This window comes from Haloarcula rubripromontorii (assembly GCF_001280425.1).
GTDB lineage: Archaea > Halobacteriota > Halobacteria > Halobacteriales > Haloarculaceae > Haloarcula > Haloarcula rubripromontorii.
This window is the reverse complement of sequence record NZ_LIUF01000001.1, coordinates 801,189-817,669: the sequence shown is the minus strand read 5'-3', so window position 1 is coordinate 817,669 and position 16,481 is coordinate 801,189. Positions and strand designations below refer to the sequence as shown.

Sequence of the window (16,481 nt, the reverse complement as noted above, 5' to 3'; positions counted from 1 at the left end):
TGGCGGCAAGTAGCTGTGGGGGCGAACCCTTTTGCCGGTGAACGGCCAATCGGGGCACGTGGCGACAACGGACGACGGCTACATGCGGTTTTTCCCCTTCGAGGAGCCGTACGACCATCAGCAGGAGGCGATGGGGACTATCTACGACGCGCTCGACGAGGGCCGTGACGTGCTGTTCGAAGGGGCCTGCGGGACCGGGAAGACGCTCGCGTCGCTGGTCCCCGCGCTGGAACACGCCCGCGAGACGGGCAAGACCGTCGTCATCACGACGAACGTTCACCAGCAGATGCGCCAGTTCGTCGAGGACGCCAGAGCGATAACGGACCAGGAACGGCTGCGGGCCGTGGTCTTCCGCGGCAAAGGGTCGATGTGCCATATCGACGTGGACTACGAGGAGTGTCAGGCCCTGCGTGACACGACCCGCGACCTCGTCGAGGTCGAAAGCGACATCGCCGAACTCGAACAGCGCGAGGGGGAACTCCTCTCGGACGGGCAGGCCGGCAGCAGCGAGGCGATGGAGGCCCGCAACGCCGTCGTCGAGGAACTGCGGGACCTGCAGGACGAGCGCGAGGAGATCGAGACCGAGCGCTCGACCTGCGACCACTACTACCGGAACCTCACCGTCGACACCAGCGAGTTCTACTCCTGGCTGTTCGACGACGTGCGCACGCCCGACGACGTGTACGAGTACGCCCACGAGCAGGGACTGTGTGGCTACGAACTGCTGAAAGAGGGGATGGACGGCGTCGACCTCGTCGTCTGTAACTACCACCACCTGCTGGACCCGACCATCCGCGAACAGTTCTTCCACTGGATCGGGCGCGACCCCGAAGACATCATCGCCGTCTTCGACGAGGCCCACAACGTCGAGTCCGCGGCCCGCGACCACGCCCGGCGGACGCTGACCGAGAACACGCTCGACCAGGCGCTGGACGAACTCGACGGCGAGGATGACGCCCGGGCCGACGCCGCAGCCAACGTCATCGGAACGTTTCGGGACGCCCTCGTCGAGGCCTACGAGGACTCATTCGAGTTCGGCGGGCGCGAGGCCGTCGACGAGCACTGGGACGACGTGACCATCGCCAACGACGACCGGAAGGACGACCTGACGCTCGCCTTCCTCCAGGGGTACACCGGCCCCGGGTTCCACGAGGAACTGGACCACGCGCTGGAACTCGGCCGAGACCTCGACGCCCGCTACCAGGAGGCGTTCAAGGAGGGCGACCTCGACACCAGAAAGGAGTGTCAGACCCTGCAGGCCGCCGGCTTCATCGCCGACTGGCTCGACGAGACGGACGAGACCGGACAGTACCCCGTCGTCAGCGTCCGCCGGGACGAGTCGACGGACGAGGTGTACGGCCGCGCGGAGCTGTACACCTGCATCCCGGAGCAGGTCACCCGCGACCTGTTCGGCGTCCTGCACGCAGCGGTGCTGATGAGCGCCACGCTCCGGCCGTTCGACGTGACCGAGAACGTGGTCGGCGTCGACGACCCGGTGACGATGGCCTACGGCGCGCAGTTCCCCGAGGAGCGCCGCCGGACCTACGCCGTCGACGGCCCCGCGCTGTTTTCCAGCGAGCGGGACGACCCACAGACCCAGCAGCGCATCGCCCGCACGCTCGAAGACATCGTGCGCTTCACGCCGGGCAACACGCTCGTGTTCTGCCCGTCCTACAGCGAGGCCGAGCGCTACCACGACATGACCGCCGTGAGCGCGACCCGATACCTCGACGAACCGGGCACCCAAGCCCGTGACCTCCGGGAGGCCTTCACCGACGGCGACGACGGCGTCCTCTACACCTCGCTGTGGGGGACGCTGGGCGAGGGCGTGAGCTACGACGGCGACGACGCCCGGACCGTCGTGGTCGTCGGCGTTCCCTACCCCCATCTGGACGACCGGATGGACGCCGTCCAGGACGCCTACGACGTGGCCTTCGGCGACGACGAGGACGACGCCGGCTGGCGCTACGCCGTCGAGATTCCGACGGTCCGGAAGACCAGACAGGCCCTCGGGCGGGTGGTCCGCTCGCCCGAGGACTTCGGCGCGCGCATCCTGCTGGACAAGCGCTACACGGAGGCCGCCGAGATGGAGATGCACGACTACGCCGTCCGCGGGACCTTCCCGCCGGAGGAGCGCCGCGAGATGGTCGACATCGGGCCCGAGAAACTCAAGTTCGCGATGCTGAACTTCTACCAGGACATGGACGCCTACGACGGGCCGCCGCCGAAGCCCTGAGTCAGTGACATGTGTTCGAGCGGAGTGAGAACACACCGTTTTTCGCCCACGTTTTTCGAGGCGTCGTCCCGCAACGAGCGGCGCGAGTGAGGAACGGCGACGCTGAAAAAGGTGGATGCCGGGGCCTACGACGGGCCGCCGCCGAAGCCGTAGAGTTAATCTGTGGAGTATTTCCGTAAGTCCGCTGTAGAAGGGACTCAGACTCAGATGGCCCTGCGATAGTCGCTGTGTTCATCATAGGCTAATTTTGATTCTGCTGCCGGTTTAAATATAAAGTCGTCGATACGTCGAATCGTTTGCAAAGACTGGAAAACTGCTCGTAGCTTTATTCTCCGCGGTTTTGAACCGCACGTCCTGAGAAAGCGCGATGAAGCCAACAACAGATATCTCACGTCGCGAGTTTGTCACGGTGGCCAGCGCAGTTACCGCCAGTGCGTTAGCGGGTTGTTCCGGGAACACTGTTGAAACCACAGAATCAGCGATAGAGACCACTGATAGGAACACGACAGGCTCGAGTCCGACCGGTGACGGAGCAACAGAGACAAGCGACCTCCTCAGGGCTATCGATAACCAGGCAATTCCGTTCGACCTGACAGCCTCGTCCAGTGGGCTCGACGATATCGCCGCCCGACTCGCTGAGACGCCGATCGTCGGGATCGGAGAGAGTTCACACGGGGTGAAAGAATTCAAAGAGATTCCTCGACAACTCGTCCAGCGGCTGGTCGGCGACCACGGCTACCGCTTGGTGGCGATAGAGGGGACGCTCGGTGACTTCGCTCCCGTGAATGCGTACGTTACTGACGGGAAGGGGGACCTCGACACGGCGCTGTCGTCACTCGAATTCTACTTCTGGCAGACCGACGAGATCCGCCGGCTGTTCCAGTGGCTACGGGAGTTCAACGACGGGCGACCCAGTGCGGACCAGGCTGTCGTGCGTGGGTACGATGCCCAGTTCTATCACATCAACGCGAGGGCCATCCGGACGTACCTCGATAGCGTGGACCCGGAGTATCTGGCGGAGATCGAGGACTCGCTCGAACCGTTGACGACGCGGTTCCAGACGACCGATCCCGCCGCGGTCGCGACTGATTCTCAGATGGCACTGCTCGAGGATCTGAAGGAACGACTGCGAACTCACAAGAGCCGCTACGTGGAACAGCGTTCGGAGACCGAGTTCCGGCTTATACAGCGCCACGTCTGGACGCTCGGGCGAGGGTTACGGTTCGTTGAGAAGCTCGCTGCAGAGGAGTACACACAGGGTAAAACGATCCGTGACGCGGCGATGGCCGACAACGTCGCGTGGCTCCGTGAATGGACGGACTCGGAGCGCGCCATCGTGATGGGGAACGCCAACCATACGACGAGAAATGTCGGTGACACATCAGAGAGCGGAACGCGAATGGGCCAGCACCTGACGGAACGGTTTGGCTCGGACTACTACTCGCTCGGGCTGCTGTTCGGGTCGGGGTCGTTCGCAGTGCCGGCAAACCACAAGAAAACCGAGTTCGAGACGTTTGAACTCGGTGGTCCAGTCGCCGAGACGCTGGAAGCGACGCTAGCTGAGGCGTCACACCCACAGTTTTTCATTGATTTCGCAGACGTACGGGAGCGAGCATCGATTGACCGCTCGGCAGCGGATACGGCGAAGTTTCAACTGACAGCCCCGAAGGTACCTGAACGAGGTGCCATGGCACTTCCGGAACCCCCTGATGAACTGATGGATGGCGTCGTTTTCATCCGCGAAGTCTCGCCCGCAGCGTTCTCCGGGTCAGCGTAACCACAGAACGTCATCCGTGAACTACCGGTCGGGACGGCTGCTTCACCAATTCCGTATTAGCAGTGCCCGCTCAAGCTCCCGAGTCATGACCCGCAGGGCGTGTGAGACCGGTTCACCGTGACTGAGAGCCTACCTCGGATCATCGACCGCCCGCTCGGCGTTGTCAGCTGACCAGCTGAAACCGGATAGTTTGAAACCCTCCACGCGAAACGGACGGGTAATGCTAGTCGCCTTCGACTTCGACGGGACGCTCTCCGACTCGGAGATGACGGTCCTGCTCGGGAGCCAGAACGGGACGGCCGAGGACATGGCCGATATCACCGAGCGCGCGATGAACGACGAGATCGAGTACGCCGAGAGCCTCCGCCAACGGTGTGCGCTGCTGGAGGGCCTCTCGGACGAGCAGGCCCAGACGGCCTTCGACGAAGTGGCCCTGCGCCCCGGTGCGGCCGACGTCATCGAGGCCCTGCGGAACGCCGGCATCTACGTCGCCATCCTCACTGGCGGGTTCGAGCGCGGCGTCGAGGCTGCACTCGAAACGGAGGGGGTCGAGGTCGACGCCATCGTCGCCAACCGACTGCCCGTGGCAGACGGAAAGCTGACCGGCGAAGTGCGCGGGCCGCTCATCTCCGGGACGAAAGACGACGCGATGGAGGTCGTCACCGCCGTCACCGGCGAAGACCGGGACGCGACGGTCGCCGTCGGCGACGGGGCCAACGACCTGCCGATGCTCGAAGTGGCGAATCTGGCTATCGGCTTCGACCCAAAACCAGCCGTCGCGCCGTCGTGTGACACGACGGTCGAGACAATGGACGAACTGTACGAGCTGCTGGAAGCCGAAGGAATCCTGTAACGAACCTCTGTTTTTGTCGCTCACGGTCTCGACCTGGACGCTGCACGATAGACGGAGAACAAACGGGGAGAGGCACGCTCCCCACGGACGCGAGCAGTCGTTGTCGGACCAATGACAGAGTATGGTTGAGCGTGAACCGACGCGTGCTCGCTATCTGCGACGGTTCATTGAATACATTGTCTTCTCCCGTAATAAAACTAGTGAATAGGTGAATTATTGCGACAGTTTGGTACGTTCGTCCAGAAAAATTCCGAAGAATACTGTATTTTTCGTTAGTTAGTTGCCTGGCCGATTGCCTGGTCGAGGTCGGCTTTGATGTCCTCGACGGACTCGGTGCCGACCGACAGGCGGACCATGTCGTCGGTGACGCCGGCGGCGGCCTTCTCCTCGTCCGTGAGTTGCTGGTGGGTGGTCGAGGCCGGGTGGATGATGAGCGTCTTCGCGTCGCCGACGTTGGCCAGCAGGGAGGCGATCTCCGTCGACTCGACGGTCGTCCGGGCGGCGTCGTAGCCCGCGTCGAGACCGAAGGTTATCATACCGCCGTAGCCGCCGTCCAGGTACTCGCTGGCCGTGTCGTGGGTCTCGTGGTCATCGAGGCCGGGGTAAGTGACCCAGGAGACTTCGGGGTGGTCGTCGAGGAACTCGGCGACGGCCATCGCGTTCCGGCAGTGGCGGTCCATCCGGGACGGGAGGGTTTCGAGGCCCTGCATCGTCTGCCAGGCGTCGAAGGGGGACTGCTGGCAGCCCAGGTCACGGAGACCGCGAGCGATGGCGGCGTAGGTGAAGGCCGCGTCCTCGAATCGCTCACGGAAGTTGACACCGTGGTACGCGGGGTTGTCGCCGGCGATTTCGGGGTACTTGTCGGCGTGTTCCTCCCACGGGAACGAGCCGCCGTCGACGAGAACGCCGCCGACGGTGGTGCCGTGCCCGTGAATCCACTTCGTCGTGGAGTTCCAGACGAGGTCAGCCCCGTGTTCGATGGGGTTACAGAGGTACGGCGTCGCGAAGGTGTTGTCGACGAAGAGGGGGACGCCGTGGTCGTGGGCGATATCGGCCAGCCGCTCGAAATCGGGCGTCACGAGCGCCGGGTTGCCGATGGTCTCGCAGTGGACGTAGGCCGTGTTTTCGTCGATAGCCTCGGCGTAGGCGTCGTAGTCGAGCGTGTCGACGAAGCGGGTTTCGACGCCGTTGCGCGGCGCGGTGTGGGTGTAGTAGGTGTAGGTCCCGCCGTACAGCGACGACGCCGTGACGACGTTGTCGCCGACGTCCGCGAGCAGGAACGTCGCCAGGTTCAGCGACGCCATACCTGACGCGGTGGCGACCGCGCCGACGCCGCCTTCAAGTGCGGCGAGGCGCTCCTGGAGCATCCCGACGGTGGGGTTCATCAGCCGCGAGTAGATGTGGCCCGGCTTCTCCAGTGCGAACTGCTTTGCCGCGTCCTCCGCGTCCTCAAAGACGTACGAGGTGGTCTGGTACAGCGGCGGGGCGCGCGAGCGTGTCTCGGCGTCCGGCTCTTGCCCGACGTGCAAGGCGTCGGTTTCGAATCCGTGGTCTTGGTCGTCACTCATACACCCCACTTCCACCTGACAGGCCTTAATTGCGACCACACCGGTGAGCCCCGCCACTGCTACGAGATAGCGGTGATTCTTCGCACTACTACCGAATACATTCGTCCATGATTGGCCAGAGTACAGGTCGATGGAATGCTGTCGAGACAACGCGCGAACACGCGGACGGCCGGGAGCAAGTGGTGCGACGACTGTCGCACCCGAAGCGACCCGGGGAAGGGCAGGCCCGCCGGCGTGAATGGGTAGTAGCATACCGCTCGCCGGCGGCGAGCGGTTTCACCGGTCGCGAACCCAGTGAGCGACCGGCATTTTTCGCCCACGTTTTTCAAGGAGCCTTCCCGCAGCGAGCCAAGCGAGCGAGGAAAGGCGACGCTGAAAAAGGTGGTTCAGGAGAACTTCCGGACTGTCATCGAAAGCGTATCCAGGTCCAGAATTGGTGCAAAGCCGGCATCGGGGTCGATATTGACGCTCTTCTGGAATGCGGTCTGGGCCTGCCAGCACCCGGAGTTCAGCGCAACGACGTTGTGGTACTCGCCCCAGCCGAGCTTGTGGACGTGGCCAGTGTGGAACACGTCCGGGACCTCCTCCATGACCAGATAGTCGCGGTCCTCGGGGGCGAGCCGGGTGTGGCCGCCGTACTGGGGCGCGACGTGGCGCTTCTTCAGGAGCTGGTACATCGCCTTGTGTGGCTCCTCGTAGCTGGCCTCCTCGTCCGGAAGTTCGGCGATGACCTCGTCCAGCGAGACGCCGTGGTACATCAGCACTGTGACGCCCTCGACGGTGACCAGCGACGGGTTCGAGTGGACCTGCGCGTCGTGGGCACTCATGATGTCCCGCAACTCCTCGTCGAAGCCGGGTTGTGGCTCTGCCAGTCGGACGGCGTCGTGGTTGCCCGGAATCATCCGGATCTCCATGTCACCCGGGACCTCCTTGAGGTACTCCGAGAAGGCCTCGTACTGGTCGTAGATGTCGATAATGTCCAGTTCCTCGTCCTGCTCGGGGTAGATGCCGACGCCCTCAACCATGTCGCCGGCGATGAGCAGGTACTCGACGGTCTCAGCCTCCGGAGTGTGGAGCCAGTCCGTGAACCGGTGCCAGGCGTCCTCCATGAACTCCTGGCTCCCGACGTGAACGTCGGAGATGAGCGCCGCCTGAACGTGACGGTCAGCGGTCGAGGGGCTGTGCGTTCGGGGCACGTCCGGGAAGTAAAGCGAGTCCACAAACAGGATGCCGGCGTCGTCGGCCAGCGTCCCCTCGACGGCGATGACCTCGTCCATGAGCAACTGCTGGACGAGGTCGGCGATAGGGCGGTCTTTCATCACCAGACAGGGGAAGGTTCCGTTCGTGTCTTCCAGTTCGACGAGCCAGTGCCCGCTGGCGGTCGAGCGGATGTCCGAGACCATCCCGATCAGCGCCGCGTCGCTGCCGCCGCCCATGTTTTCGATTGCGTCGGTCGGCCGGTGGTTCACTCTACCCCGGAGTTTGCTCGCCAGTTTCTCGTAGCGGTCCCGGAACACCGAGACGAAGTCCGAATACTCGCCAGTCCCAGTTGACTGGCCGGTCATATCGTTCGCAACCTCGATTGCCCGGAGGGATGTGTCCACGTCCCGTGACCCCTCCGTTTCAGGTGGAGGAGACGCACCCGGTTCGGTCGACGGGACTGGATCTGTTCCAGTTGAAACGGAGGGGTGTGACTTGGGTGGAGTGCCGGTGATTTCATCTCCGGATTCTGATCCGGTATTCGGCGTGTTTTCCCTATCTTCTGTCGTTTCAATCACAGATTCGACGTGGTCGGTTGTCAGCTTCAGGGCGTCATCGGGGAGGGTTTCGAGTGCGCGTTCCAGCGTCGCCGATGGATCCGGGGTATCGGCGATCCGGGTCACTGCCTCGCGCTCCGCGTTGTAGCCCCGGCTCGCGAGTTCGCTGACGATTCGTGCCGGCGTCTCCAGAGGCACGTTCCACACTCAGTGTCTGCGGGCAAAAGGATAGCGGACCGACGGCCGTCACAAGATTGATACCCCGCTGTCGGCAATCCGAGATAGAATGGGCCGGGACGAATCGACCAGCAGCACGTCGCCAGACGGAACAGAGGAGGCTGTGGACACCAGCCCGACGTTTCGTCTCGGCCTGTACGTCCGCGACATCGGTACGAGCGTCGGAGCGGTCATGCTCGTCGGTGCGCTCCTGTTTGCCGTCAGCGGGGTGTGGCCCCCGCTTGTCGCCATCGAGAGCGGGAGTATGGAGCCACACATCGACACCGGTGACATGGTGTTTGTCATGGACGCAGAGCGGTTCCCTGGACAGGAGGCGCGTCACGGCGTTGTAACAGCAGCGGCCGGGGCCGAAACCGGATATCGAACCTTTCAGCGGTCCGGAGATGTCATCGTCTTCGAACCCAACGGTAACGAACAGCGAACGCCGATTATCCACCGGTCGATGCTGTGGGTTGATGCCGGCGAGAACTGGTACGACCGAGCGAACCAGACGTACATCGGAAGCGCGGACAGTTGCGACGAGCTTCGGAACTGCCCAGCCCCCCACGCTGGATTTATCACGAAAGGTGACAACAAAGTGACCAACACTAGATACGATCAGGTCACCGGAGCGAGTACTGTTGTGCGCCCGGAGTGGGTCATTGGAACCGGAATCTTCCGAATCCCGCGTCTCGGGTACGTCCGGGTCCAGCCGTCTCAGCTATGGCACCCATCAGCGTCGATAGCGGTCCGAGAAGCTTCAGCGCCGACGGCGAGTTGACCAACTCGGACGGTAGTGTTCGCTCTAACAACAGAAAGTTGATTGGTCGCCTCCGAGAATTCGTGGTACGAATGGCCGGGTCAGACAATCGGTCGTCGGACGGAGACGAAACCGAGGGACCGGGAGGGATGATGTACGTGACCGATATCGTCAGTAGCGCCGGTTCGGTCCTGCTTGTCGGGGTGTTGCTGTTTGCCGTTAGTGGTGTGTGGCCCCCACTGGTCGCTATCGAAAGCCCGAGCATGGACCCACATATCAAGGAAGGCGACCTCGTGTTCGTGATGGAAGAGGAGCGGTTCTCCGGCCCGGGAGATCACAGTGGTGTCGTTACCGCGGCGAACGACGACAGCTATCAGAAGTTCCAGCAACCGGGCGACGTTATCGTATACGAGCCCGACGGCAACAGTCGACAGACCCCGATCATCCACCGAGCGATGCTGTGGGTTGATGCCGGCGAGAACTGGTACGGTCGGGCGAACAAGGACTACATCGGGAGTGCGGACAGCTGTGACGAACTCAGCTCCTGTCCGGCCGACCACGCCGGCTTCATCACCAAGGGCGACAACAACGGCCGGTACGACCAGGTCGGCTCCAGCCCCATCAGCGAACCGGTCAAGCCCGGGTGGGTCGTCGGTACCGCGGAAATGCGAGTCCCACTGCTGGGGCAGGTCCGACTCCAGTGGAATCAGGCCGGAGCGACCGACGTAGTACCAAGCGGGACAGGACCGGCAGTGACGAACGAAACAGGGTCAACAGCCGTGAACACGACTGTGTCCGGATAGCTCGTATCTCTAGAAAGGGGACTGTTTCACCTGCAGCGGCGGAGACTGTCGGGCGCTCATACAATCCACAGATCAGTTGTCAAAGCGGGCCTGGACGAACGGCTGGACGTCATCGATATCGCCGAGTCTCGAATCCGACAGGAGTACCGCCTCCGTCTCTTCGGTCGGAACCGACAGCGAGATCTCCTTGGTCCGGCCGTACCGCCCCTTCGAGACGACGACGGCGTTGACGATGCCGAGCATGTCCAGTTCCGAGATGAGGTCGGTGACGCGGCGCTGTGTCAGGATATCGGCGTCGATCTCCTCACAGAGGTTCTTGTAGATGTTGAACACCTCGCCGGTGTTGATGTTGTGGACGCCGTTTTTCTCCAGGAGGATGATGGCAAAGAGGACGATTTTCGACTGCGTCGGGAGCGTCCTGACGACTTCGACGACACGGTCGAGTTCGATTTTCTCCTGGGCCTGGCGGACGTGGTCTTCGAGGACGTTGTCCGTCTGGTCGCGTTCGGCGAGTTCGCCGGCCGTCCGGAGGAGGTCAAGCGCACGGCGTGCGTCCCCGTGTTCCTGTGCAGCGAAAGCCGCACACAACGGAATGACATCCTCGGTGAGCGCGTCGTTTTTGAACGCCACGTCCGAGCGTGCCTGCAGGATGTCCCGGAGCTGATTCGCGTCGTAGGGCGGAAAGACAATCTCCTCCTCTCCGAGGCTTGATTTGACCCGGGGATCGAGGAAATCAGTGAACTTCAGGTCGTTAGAAATGCCCATAATTGAGACGCGGGAGTTCTCCAGTTCGGAGTTCATCCGGGAGAGGTTATACAGGGTATCGTCGCCGCTTTTCTCGACGAGCTTGTCGATTTCGTCGAGCATGATGACGACCACGCGTTCGTGGTAGTCGACGGCATCGAAAAAGGAGCTGTAGACCCGATCCGTTGGCCATCCGGTCATCGGGACTTCCTCGAACTCCGCCTTGTCTGCTTCCAGCGAACTGATTTCGGTTTCGATGTCGTCGAGGGAGTCAAACGCCGTCTCTTCGAGTGCAGCCGCCGTGTCCTCGCGTGCGCGCGACTGGAGGTCTTCGAGTTCGGTGATGCGGTCGTCGATAAGCCGGGCGTTCTTGTCGATGAACTTATTGGCGAGTTGGGCCAGTACGCGGTACTGGGTGTCGGTCACCTCGCAGTTGATGTACTCGACCTCACAGGGAACCTCATACTTCTGTGAAGTCGTTTCGAGTTCCTCACTGACGAACTTCGCGGACGCGGTTTTCCCTGTTCCCGTCTTGCCGTAGATGAGGATATTCGACGGCGTATCACCGCGCAAAGCAGTAACGAGAATCGTCGCCATGTTGTTGATCTGCTCCTCGCGGTGAGGGAGTTTGTGTGGCGTGTACGAGGGGCGAAGGACCTCCTTGTTCTCGAAAATGGGTTCCCCTTCGAGAAGGTCGTCAAACAGGCCACGGGACGCTTCGTCTGAGGGATCATCGGACCCAGTATCGAGATTATCGAGAATGACATCGTCGAGATCTGATGGCCCGGTCGATATATTGGGGTCTGTTTCGGAGTCGGGTTGCCCGTCGGACCCGTCGGTATCATTCGACGTCTCTGGCGTCGACAAATCGGATTCCGGGGCCGAGTTGTTGCTTTCGTCAGTCATAATCGATCGAGGGGTCCCCTTCGTTTCGTGTGGAGAGAGTTGGAGACACCGGAACAGAGGGAGCGAGGAGTGCGTCAGTGCCGTTGTTTGTGAGCATCAGCGCTCTCCGGTGTGTCCAGTTGAACCACATGAACCGTACCGTGATTCGATATTAAATATTTCGGTACACCACCTGTGAAAGATATATGTTGGTATATTTATATTTCCTGTCGCATGAGTCCTGTTGCCGTAAAGAGAAATATAGCTTCGGTCTCACTGGGGTAGAACAGAGAATATACAGCAGGCTGGTGATCGGACGAAAAGAAGGCGGTGGTGCAGTTCGGGTGTGAATATGAGGGCAGCACATGAAGAGTCGGTACTTGGGGTGGAACTCGACTGTCACAGACCAACCCCCCCCACCCCTTCGTTTCCGGTGGAACGGGAAACAGGCCCGGGGGAGGGGGTAGGAAGGGCGAAAATGTACTGTACCAAGAGGAAAGATTTAATATGATATCTCATAAACCAAACCCGCACTAGATAAAACAAATAGTTAGTAGAGCCTAGTGTACAGTTTTCTAGTGTCTAGGCCGCTCTAGCTAGTGAAGTCACAAGTCGCACCGAGCTGAAGAACTGGTGCGTTCCCGATTCGACCGGCAAGTCTCCCACCCCTCCCCAGGGGTACAGGCCGTTCCACCTGAAACGAAGGGGTGGGGGGCTAGGATGATCACCTAAATCCAACTCGCGTGGTTCAGAATGAGCTGACTCGACTCGAATAGTCCTCCCCTTCTCGCTCGTCTCCGTGCCAACGCCCGCACGCTTATCAGTGCTATGGCCTAACATGTCAGAAAATAGACTAATGTCTGACGTAGGCTTAAGTGAATTCGCCCTTCTTTTACGGGCAGAGCCGCCATACCGGACGACTCCGGGCGGCGGGAGGATAGGATGGGATTGTTAACAAACCTCAAAGATAGTATTTCACGCGCGGCATCGACGCTGTTCTCCGAAGAGGACCCGAAGCGTATCGGGATTTACGGCCCGCCGAACGCCGGCAAGACGACACTGGCGAACCGTATTGCACGCGATTGGACCGGCGATGCTGTCGGCCCGGAAAGTCACGTTCCACACGAGACTCGTCGTGCGCGCCGAAAGGAGAACGTCGAGATAGAACGCGACGGGAAGAAAGTGACAATCGACATCGTCGACACGCCCGGCGTGACGACGAAAGTCGATTACACCGAGTTCCTTGAACACGACATGGAGAAAGACGACGCCGTCCGTCGCTCCCGTGAAGCGACCGAAGGCGTCGCTGAAGCGATGCACTGGCTCCGCGAGGATGTCGATGGTGTCATTTACGTACTTGACTCTGCGACCGATCCGTTCACGCAGGTCAACACCATGCTCATTGGCATCATCGAGAGCCAGGACCTTCCGGTGTTGATCCTCGCGAACAAGATCGACCTCGAAGAGTCTTCGGTCCAGCGCATCCGAAACGCATACCCCCAGCACGAGACGATTCCGCTATCAGCGCTTGAGGGAGACAACATGGACGAAGTCTACGACAAAATAGCGGAGTACTTCGGGTGATATAATGGCGGAAGTCAAAGACCCAGACGACGGCGTCCAGATCGACCTCATCAGCGGCGAACGAATGGCCGGGCTGGCTTCGATGGAGAAGATCCGAATGATTCTCGACGGGGTTCGTGACGGCAACATCGTCATCCTCGAAGAGGGGCTCTCCCCTGACGAGGAGTCCCGGCTCATCGAAGTGACGATGACCGAAATCAGCCCAGACGAGTTCAACGGCATCGAGATCGAGACCTACCCCAAGTCCGAGGCCGCCGACGCCAGCATCCTCGACCGGCTGATGGGCAAGCAGTCGACCCAGAAGCTCACTGTCATCGGGCCGGCGAACCAGATAGAGACGCTCCACAAGGACGAAACGCTCATCAGCGCCCTCGTCTCCCGGAAATAATGCCCCACCAGTGTACGGAGTGTGGCCGTGGCTTCGACGACGGGTCGAAGGAGATGCTCTCGGGCTGTCCCAACTGCGGCGGGAACAAGTTCCAGTATCAGCCCGAAGGGGCCGACATCTCCGAGACCCCGGACGCCGAGCCACCGGAACCACCGGGACCTGACAGTACTGTCGCCCGCACCGTTGGCAAAACCGCTGCCTCGGTGAGAGACTTCGTCAGCGGTTCCGCTACGGACGGGGACCGGGACGCCGAGCAGTCACATTTCGACGCCGACCGGTCGGCTGACCCGCAGCCGAGTGACCCATCCCACACGTCCGGCTCGCCGTCGACCGAACCTGACCGCCCGTCTGTGACTGAAGACTCGGCACAGGCCAGCGCCCGTGGGGACGTCGTCGAGCCGGACGAACTTCCGTCGAACGTCCCGTCGGCGTCCGAATCCGAACACCAGTTCCGTCCCGTCGGTGCCGACCCCGACCCACCGGCCGAGCCTGACAGCGAGGACCGCCCCGATCTGGAGGAACTCCGAGCGGAACTCAACGACCAGTTCGAGTCGATCAAAGTACTGGAACCCGGCCAGTACGAACTGAACCTGATGGAGTTGTACGACCGCGAGGAGTACATCATCGCGCTGCAGGAGGACGGCCACTACTCGATTCAGGTCCCGGAAACCATCCGCTCCGAGTGATCGGTGCGGGCTTCTCGTCGATTTTACTGATTCGCTAACCCCGAATTGCCCCGTAGAACCGCTCCATACACCATTGAGTATCAATGCGGGCACAACCATTATATAATATGCCGTGGATGCTACCGATAACGCCATGAGCCACCGAGAACTCTCGACATCGGAGTCACACCTCGAAGAGTGGGCGTCACTCCTCGGTGCTGATATCGACGACGACGGGCGCGACAGCGATCTGCTTGACGACCAGGACGACCCCGCGTAACCATCGCGGACCGTCAGCGGGCGACTCGCAGTTACAGCTACGTCTCTTACGACGACAGCAAAAAAAAGCAGTCCGGGACGGCGTCAGTCCCGAAAGTTCGCGGTACCGGGTTACGAGATTTTGTCGTACTGGTCAGAGAGTTTCTCTGCAGCGTCTGCCATCAGGTCCTGCTCGTAGTCGTCGAGGTCCCACTCGACGATTTCTTCGACGCCGTTGCTCCCGAGACGGACCGGGACGCCGAAAGCAGTGTCTTCGTGTCCGAACTCGCCATCCAGCTTGACCGAGGCCGGTAGCACTTCGCCGGTGTCGTGGAGGATGGCCTCGACCATGTGAGCGACGCCGCGGGCCGGCCCCCACTCGGTCGCGCCCTTGCGCTCGATGACGTCCATCGCGGACTCCTGGAGGTCGCCCAGCAGTTGCTCCTTCTCGTCATCGCTGAACTCGGGGTCGGTGCCGTCGACGCGGACTTTCGAGAATACGGGAACCTGTGCGTCGCCGTGTTCCCCGAGAATTGTCCCTTCGACGTTCTGCACTGGCGCGTCGAACTCCTCGCTCAGTACGTAGCGGAACCGCGCGGAGTCGAGGCGGCCGCCGAAGCCGATGACCTGCTCGCGCGAGCGGTCGCCGGCCTCGTAGAGGTGGCGGTTGAGCAGGTCGACGGGGTTCGAGGTGGTCAGCGAGATGTAGTCGTCGTTGTGTTCGTCCAGTGAGGACTGGATGTCTTCCATGATCGGCGCGTTGTCGCCCGCGAGGTCGATGCGGGTCTGGCCCGGCTGGCGCGGGATGCCGGCCGTGATGACGACCACGTCGGAGCCGGCGGTGTCCTCGTAGCCGCCCTGGCGAACGCGCGTGTTCGAGTCGTAGGCGATGCCGTGGTTCGTGTCAGCGGCCTGCCCGACCGTGTCGTCTTCCTTATCGGGGATGTCAACGAAAACGACTTCATCAGCGATGTCACGGAGCGCGATGTTGTACCCTGCGGCTGCGCCGACCGTACCGGCTGCGCCGACTACGCTTACCTTTGTCATACCATTCGAAAAGGCTCGGGCGCGAACGTTAAACGTGTCGAAACCCCGATTCCGCCGCGGATCGTTCAGCCAGTATCGGCGTCTCGCACCCGTAAACTGTTTTCAGCCCCGTGGCGTTGTGACACGTATGACTGACTTCGACAAGGAAGCCGAGCGAGAGAAACTCCGCGAGAAGTTCGAGAAGGAGGAAGAAAACCGTGCGGCGACCGAGCAGATGAGCGAACTCCTGTTGAAGGGCGCAACGATGACCAACGCCCACTGCAGCGACTGCGGCGACCCTATCTTCCGCTACGACGGCCAGGAGTTCTGCCCCACCTGCCAGAAGCCGGTCGCCCGTGACGCACAGGAAAACGGCGCGGAGGCCTCGGATGCCGACGGTCAGGAAGATCAGGCCGACGACGGCGACCAGATCGAGGTTGCCGACCCCAGCGACGAGGCCCGCGTCCAGTTCGGCGATGCTGACGCGGACACAGCCGAGAATGCGGCGGACGCGACGGAGGAACACGCACAGCAGGAGACCGCACACACCCAGCCCGACACCGCTTCACAGTCTCCCGCCGAACCGACGGCGTCGACACCCAATTCGGCCGCTCCACCCGAAGCGGGGGGTGACCAGTCGACCCAGCCGTCCGACCACTCGAAGACAGCGCCACAGACTGCTCGAACAGATGCGTCGTCGGAGCCTAGCGGCCGAACTGCCAACGACCAGCCGCGTGGGACAGCGACACAGAACCCCCCTGTTTCCGCTCGACAGACCCGGACAACCGATAGTCACACCGGCGATATTGAAGCCAATCTCGATGCGGCGTCTGCGCTACTGGCAGAGACGGTTCACCGCTTCGCCGAGCGCGCCGCGGCCACCGAGAACCCACGCGAGGCTCGCGAACATCTGCAGGCGGCCCGAGAAGCGGCAGAAGCGCTGGATGCGACGCGGTTCTGA

Annotated in this window: 14 protein-coding genes; 10 read left to right on the top strand and 4 right to left on the bottom strand. The window is 61.8% G+C overall.

The features are described from left to right. Positions 1-58: 58 nt before the first annotated feature. The 3 genes from AMS69_RS04145 (at position 59) to serB (ending at position 4,866) form a co-directional block, all read left to right on the top strand. Complete coding sequence (locus AMS69_RS04145; RefSeq protein ID WP_053966815.1) at positions 59-2,236, top strand: ATP-dependent DNA helicase; 2,178 nt, start codon at positions 59-61, stop codon at positions 2,234-2,236. Between the two features lie 367 nt (positions 2,237-2,603). Further along, positions 2,604-4,013, top strand: coding sequence for an erythromycin esterase family protein (locus AMS69_RS04140; protein WP_053966814.1), 1,410 nt, complete (start codon positions 2,604-2,606; stop codon positions 4,011-4,013). 220 nt (positions 4,014-4,233) lie between these two features. Further along, complete coding sequence (gene serB / locus AMS69_RS04135) at positions 4,234-4,866, top strand: phosphoserine phosphatase SerB (protein WP_053966813.1); 633 nt, start codon at positions 4,234-4,236, stop codon at positions 4,864-4,866. Positions 4,867-5,138: 272 nt separating this feature from the next. On the opposite strand, the gene AMS69_RS04130 is transcribed toward serB, so the two are convergent. Both AMS69_RS04130 and AMS69_RS04125 read right to left on the bottom strand, forming a co-directional pair. After that, entirely contained in the window at positions 5,139-6,434 is a 1,296-nt protein-coding gene (locus tag AMS69_RS04130) for an O-acetylhomoserine aminocarboxypropyltransferase/cysteine synthase family protein (RefSeq protein ID WP_053966812.1), read from the bottom strand. Positions 6,435-6,820: 386 nt separating this feature from the next. Continuing rightward, the gene (locus AMS69_RS04125) at positions 6,821-8,389 is read right to left on the bottom strand and encodes a DNA-directed DNA polymerase II small subunit (RefSeq protein ID WP_053966811.1); all 1,569 of its coding nucleotides are present in this window, start codon (positions 8,387-8,389) and stop codon (positions 6,821-6,823) included. A gap of 88 nt (positions 8,390-8,477) precedes the next feature. Between AMS69_RS04125 and AMS69_RS04120 the strand changes: the two genes are divergently transcribed. Then, positions 8,478-9,188, top strand: a complete 711-nt coding sequence (locus AMS69_RS04120; RefSeq protein ID WP_053966810.1) for a S26 family signal peptidase — start codon at positions 8,478-8,480, stop codon at positions 9,186-9,188. Between the two features lie 128 nt (positions 9,189-9,316). Beyond that, positions 9,317-9,970, top strand: coding sequence for a S26 family signal peptidase (locus AMS69_RS04115; protein WP_053967026.1), 654 nt, complete (start codon positions 9,317-9,319; stop codon positions 9,968-9,970). A gap of 72 nt (positions 9,971-10,042) precedes the next feature. Here the strand turns inward: AMS69_RS04115 and AMS69_RS04110 are convergent, their stop codons facing one another. Beyond that, positions 10,043-11,620: a Cdc6/Cdc18 family protein gene (locus AMS69_RS04110; RefSeq protein ID WP_053966809.1), complete on the bottom strand. Its 1,578-nt coding sequence runs from the start codon at positions 11,618-11,620 to the stop codon at positions 10,043-10,045. 921 nt (positions 11,621-12,541) lie between these two features. On the opposite strand from AMS69_RS04110, the gene AMS69_RS04105 reads away from it, so the two are divergent. The 4 genes from AMS69_RS04105 to AMS69_RS21025 all read left to right on the top strand — a co-directional run bounded on the left by AMS69_RS04105 (position 12,542) and on the right by AMS69_RS21025 (position 14,516). Next, complete coding sequence (locus AMS69_RS04105) at positions 12,542-13,183, top strand: Era-like GTP-binding protein (protein WP_004590329.1); 642 nt, start codon at positions 12,542-12,544, stop codon at positions 13,181-13,183. 4 nt (positions 13,184-13,187) lie between these two features. Beyond that, the gene (locus AMS69_RS04100; protein ID WP_004517591.1) at positions 13,188-13,571 is read left to right on the top strand and encodes a DUF2073 domain-containing protein; all 384 of its coding nucleotides are present in this window, start codon (positions 13,188-13,190) and stop codon (positions 13,569-13,571) included. Beyond that, the gene (locus tag AMS69_RS04095; RefSeq protein WP_053966808.1) at positions 13,571-14,257 is read left to right on the top strand and encodes an OapC/ArvC family zinc-ribbon domain-containing protein; all 687 of its coding nucleotides are present in this window, start codon (positions 13,571-13,573) and stop codon (positions 14,255-14,257) included. Before AMS69_RS04100 ends, AMS69_RS04095 begins: the two co-directional genes overlap by 1 nt. Positions 14,258-14,390: 133 nt before the next feature. After that, entirely contained in the window at positions 14,391-14,516 is a 126-nt protein-coding gene (locus AMS69_RS21025; protein ID WP_274377998.1) for a hypothetical protein, read from the top strand. 110 nt (positions 14,517-14,626) lie between these two features. Here the strand turns inward: AMS69_RS21025 and mdh are convergent, their stop codons facing one another. Next, positions 14,627-15,541, bottom strand: coding sequence for a malate dehydrogenase (mdh, locus tag AMS69_RS04090; RefSeq protein WP_053966807.1), 915 nt, complete (start codon positions 15,539-15,541; stop codon positions 14,627-14,629). A gap of 127 nt (positions 15,542-15,668) precedes the next feature. On the opposite strand from mdh, the gene AMS69_RS04085 reads away from it, so the two are divergent. Continuing rightward, positions 15,669-16,481: an Sjogren's syndrome/scleroderma autoantigen 1 family protein gene (locus AMS69_RS04085; RefSeq protein WP_053966806.1), complete on the top strand. Its 813-nt coding sequence runs from the start codon at positions 15,669-15,671 to the stop codon at positions 16,479-16,481.

What these genes read in the sequence shown, in the direction of transcription:
- AMS69_RS04095 (WP_053966808.1), top strand. Translation starts at nt 13,571, where the DNA reads ATGCCCCACCAGTGTACGGAGTGTGGCCGTGGCTTCGACGACGGGTCG.
- AMS69_RS04140 (WP_053966814.1), top strand. Translation starts at nt 2,604, where the DNA reads ATGAAGCCAACAACAGATATCTCACGTCGCGAGTTTGTCACGGTGGCC.
- AMS69_RS04120 (WP_053966810.1), top strand. Translation starts at nt 8,478, where the DNA reads ATGGGCCGGGACGAATCGACCAGCAGCACGTCGCCAGACGGAACAGAG.
- AMS69_RS04085 (WP_053966806.1), top strand. Translation starts at nt 15,669, where the DNA reads ATGACTGACTTCGACAAGGAAGCCGAGCGAGAGAAACTCCGCGAGAAG.
- mdh (WP_053966807.1), bottom strand. Translation starts at nt 15,541, where the DNA reads ATGACAAAGGTAAGCGTAGTCGGCGCAGCCGGTACGGTCGGCGCAGCC.
- AMS69_RS04105 (WP_004590329.1), top strand. Translation starts at nt 12,542, where the DNA reads ATGGGATTGTTAACAAACCTCAAAGATAGTATTTCACGCGCGGCATCG.
- AMS69_RS21025 (WP_274377998.1), top strand. Translation starts at nt 14,391, where the DNA reads ATGAGCCACCGAGAACTCTCGACATCGGAGTCACACCTCGAAGAGTGG.
- AMS69_RS04110 (WP_053966809.1), bottom strand. Translation starts at nt 11,620, where the DNA reads ATGACTGACGAAAGCAACAACTCGGCCCCGGAATCCGATTTGTCGACG.
- AMS69_RS04100 (WP_004517591.1), top strand. Translation starts at nt 13,188, where the DNA reads ATGGCGGAAGTCAAAGACCCAGACGACGGCGTCCAGATCGACCTCATC.
- serB (WP_053966813.1), top strand. Translation starts at nt 4,234, where the DNA reads ATGCTAGTCGCCTTCGACTTCGACGGGACGCTCTCCGACTCGGAGATG.
- AMS69_RS04130 (WP_053966812.1), bottom strand. Translation starts at nt 6,434, where the DNA reads ATGAGTGACGACCAAGACCACGGATTCGAAACCGACGCCTTGCACGTC.
- AMS69_RS04115 (WP_053967026.1), top strand. Translation starts at nt 9,317, where the DNA reads ATGATGTACGTGACCGATATCGTCAGTAGCGCCGGTTCGGTCCTGCTT.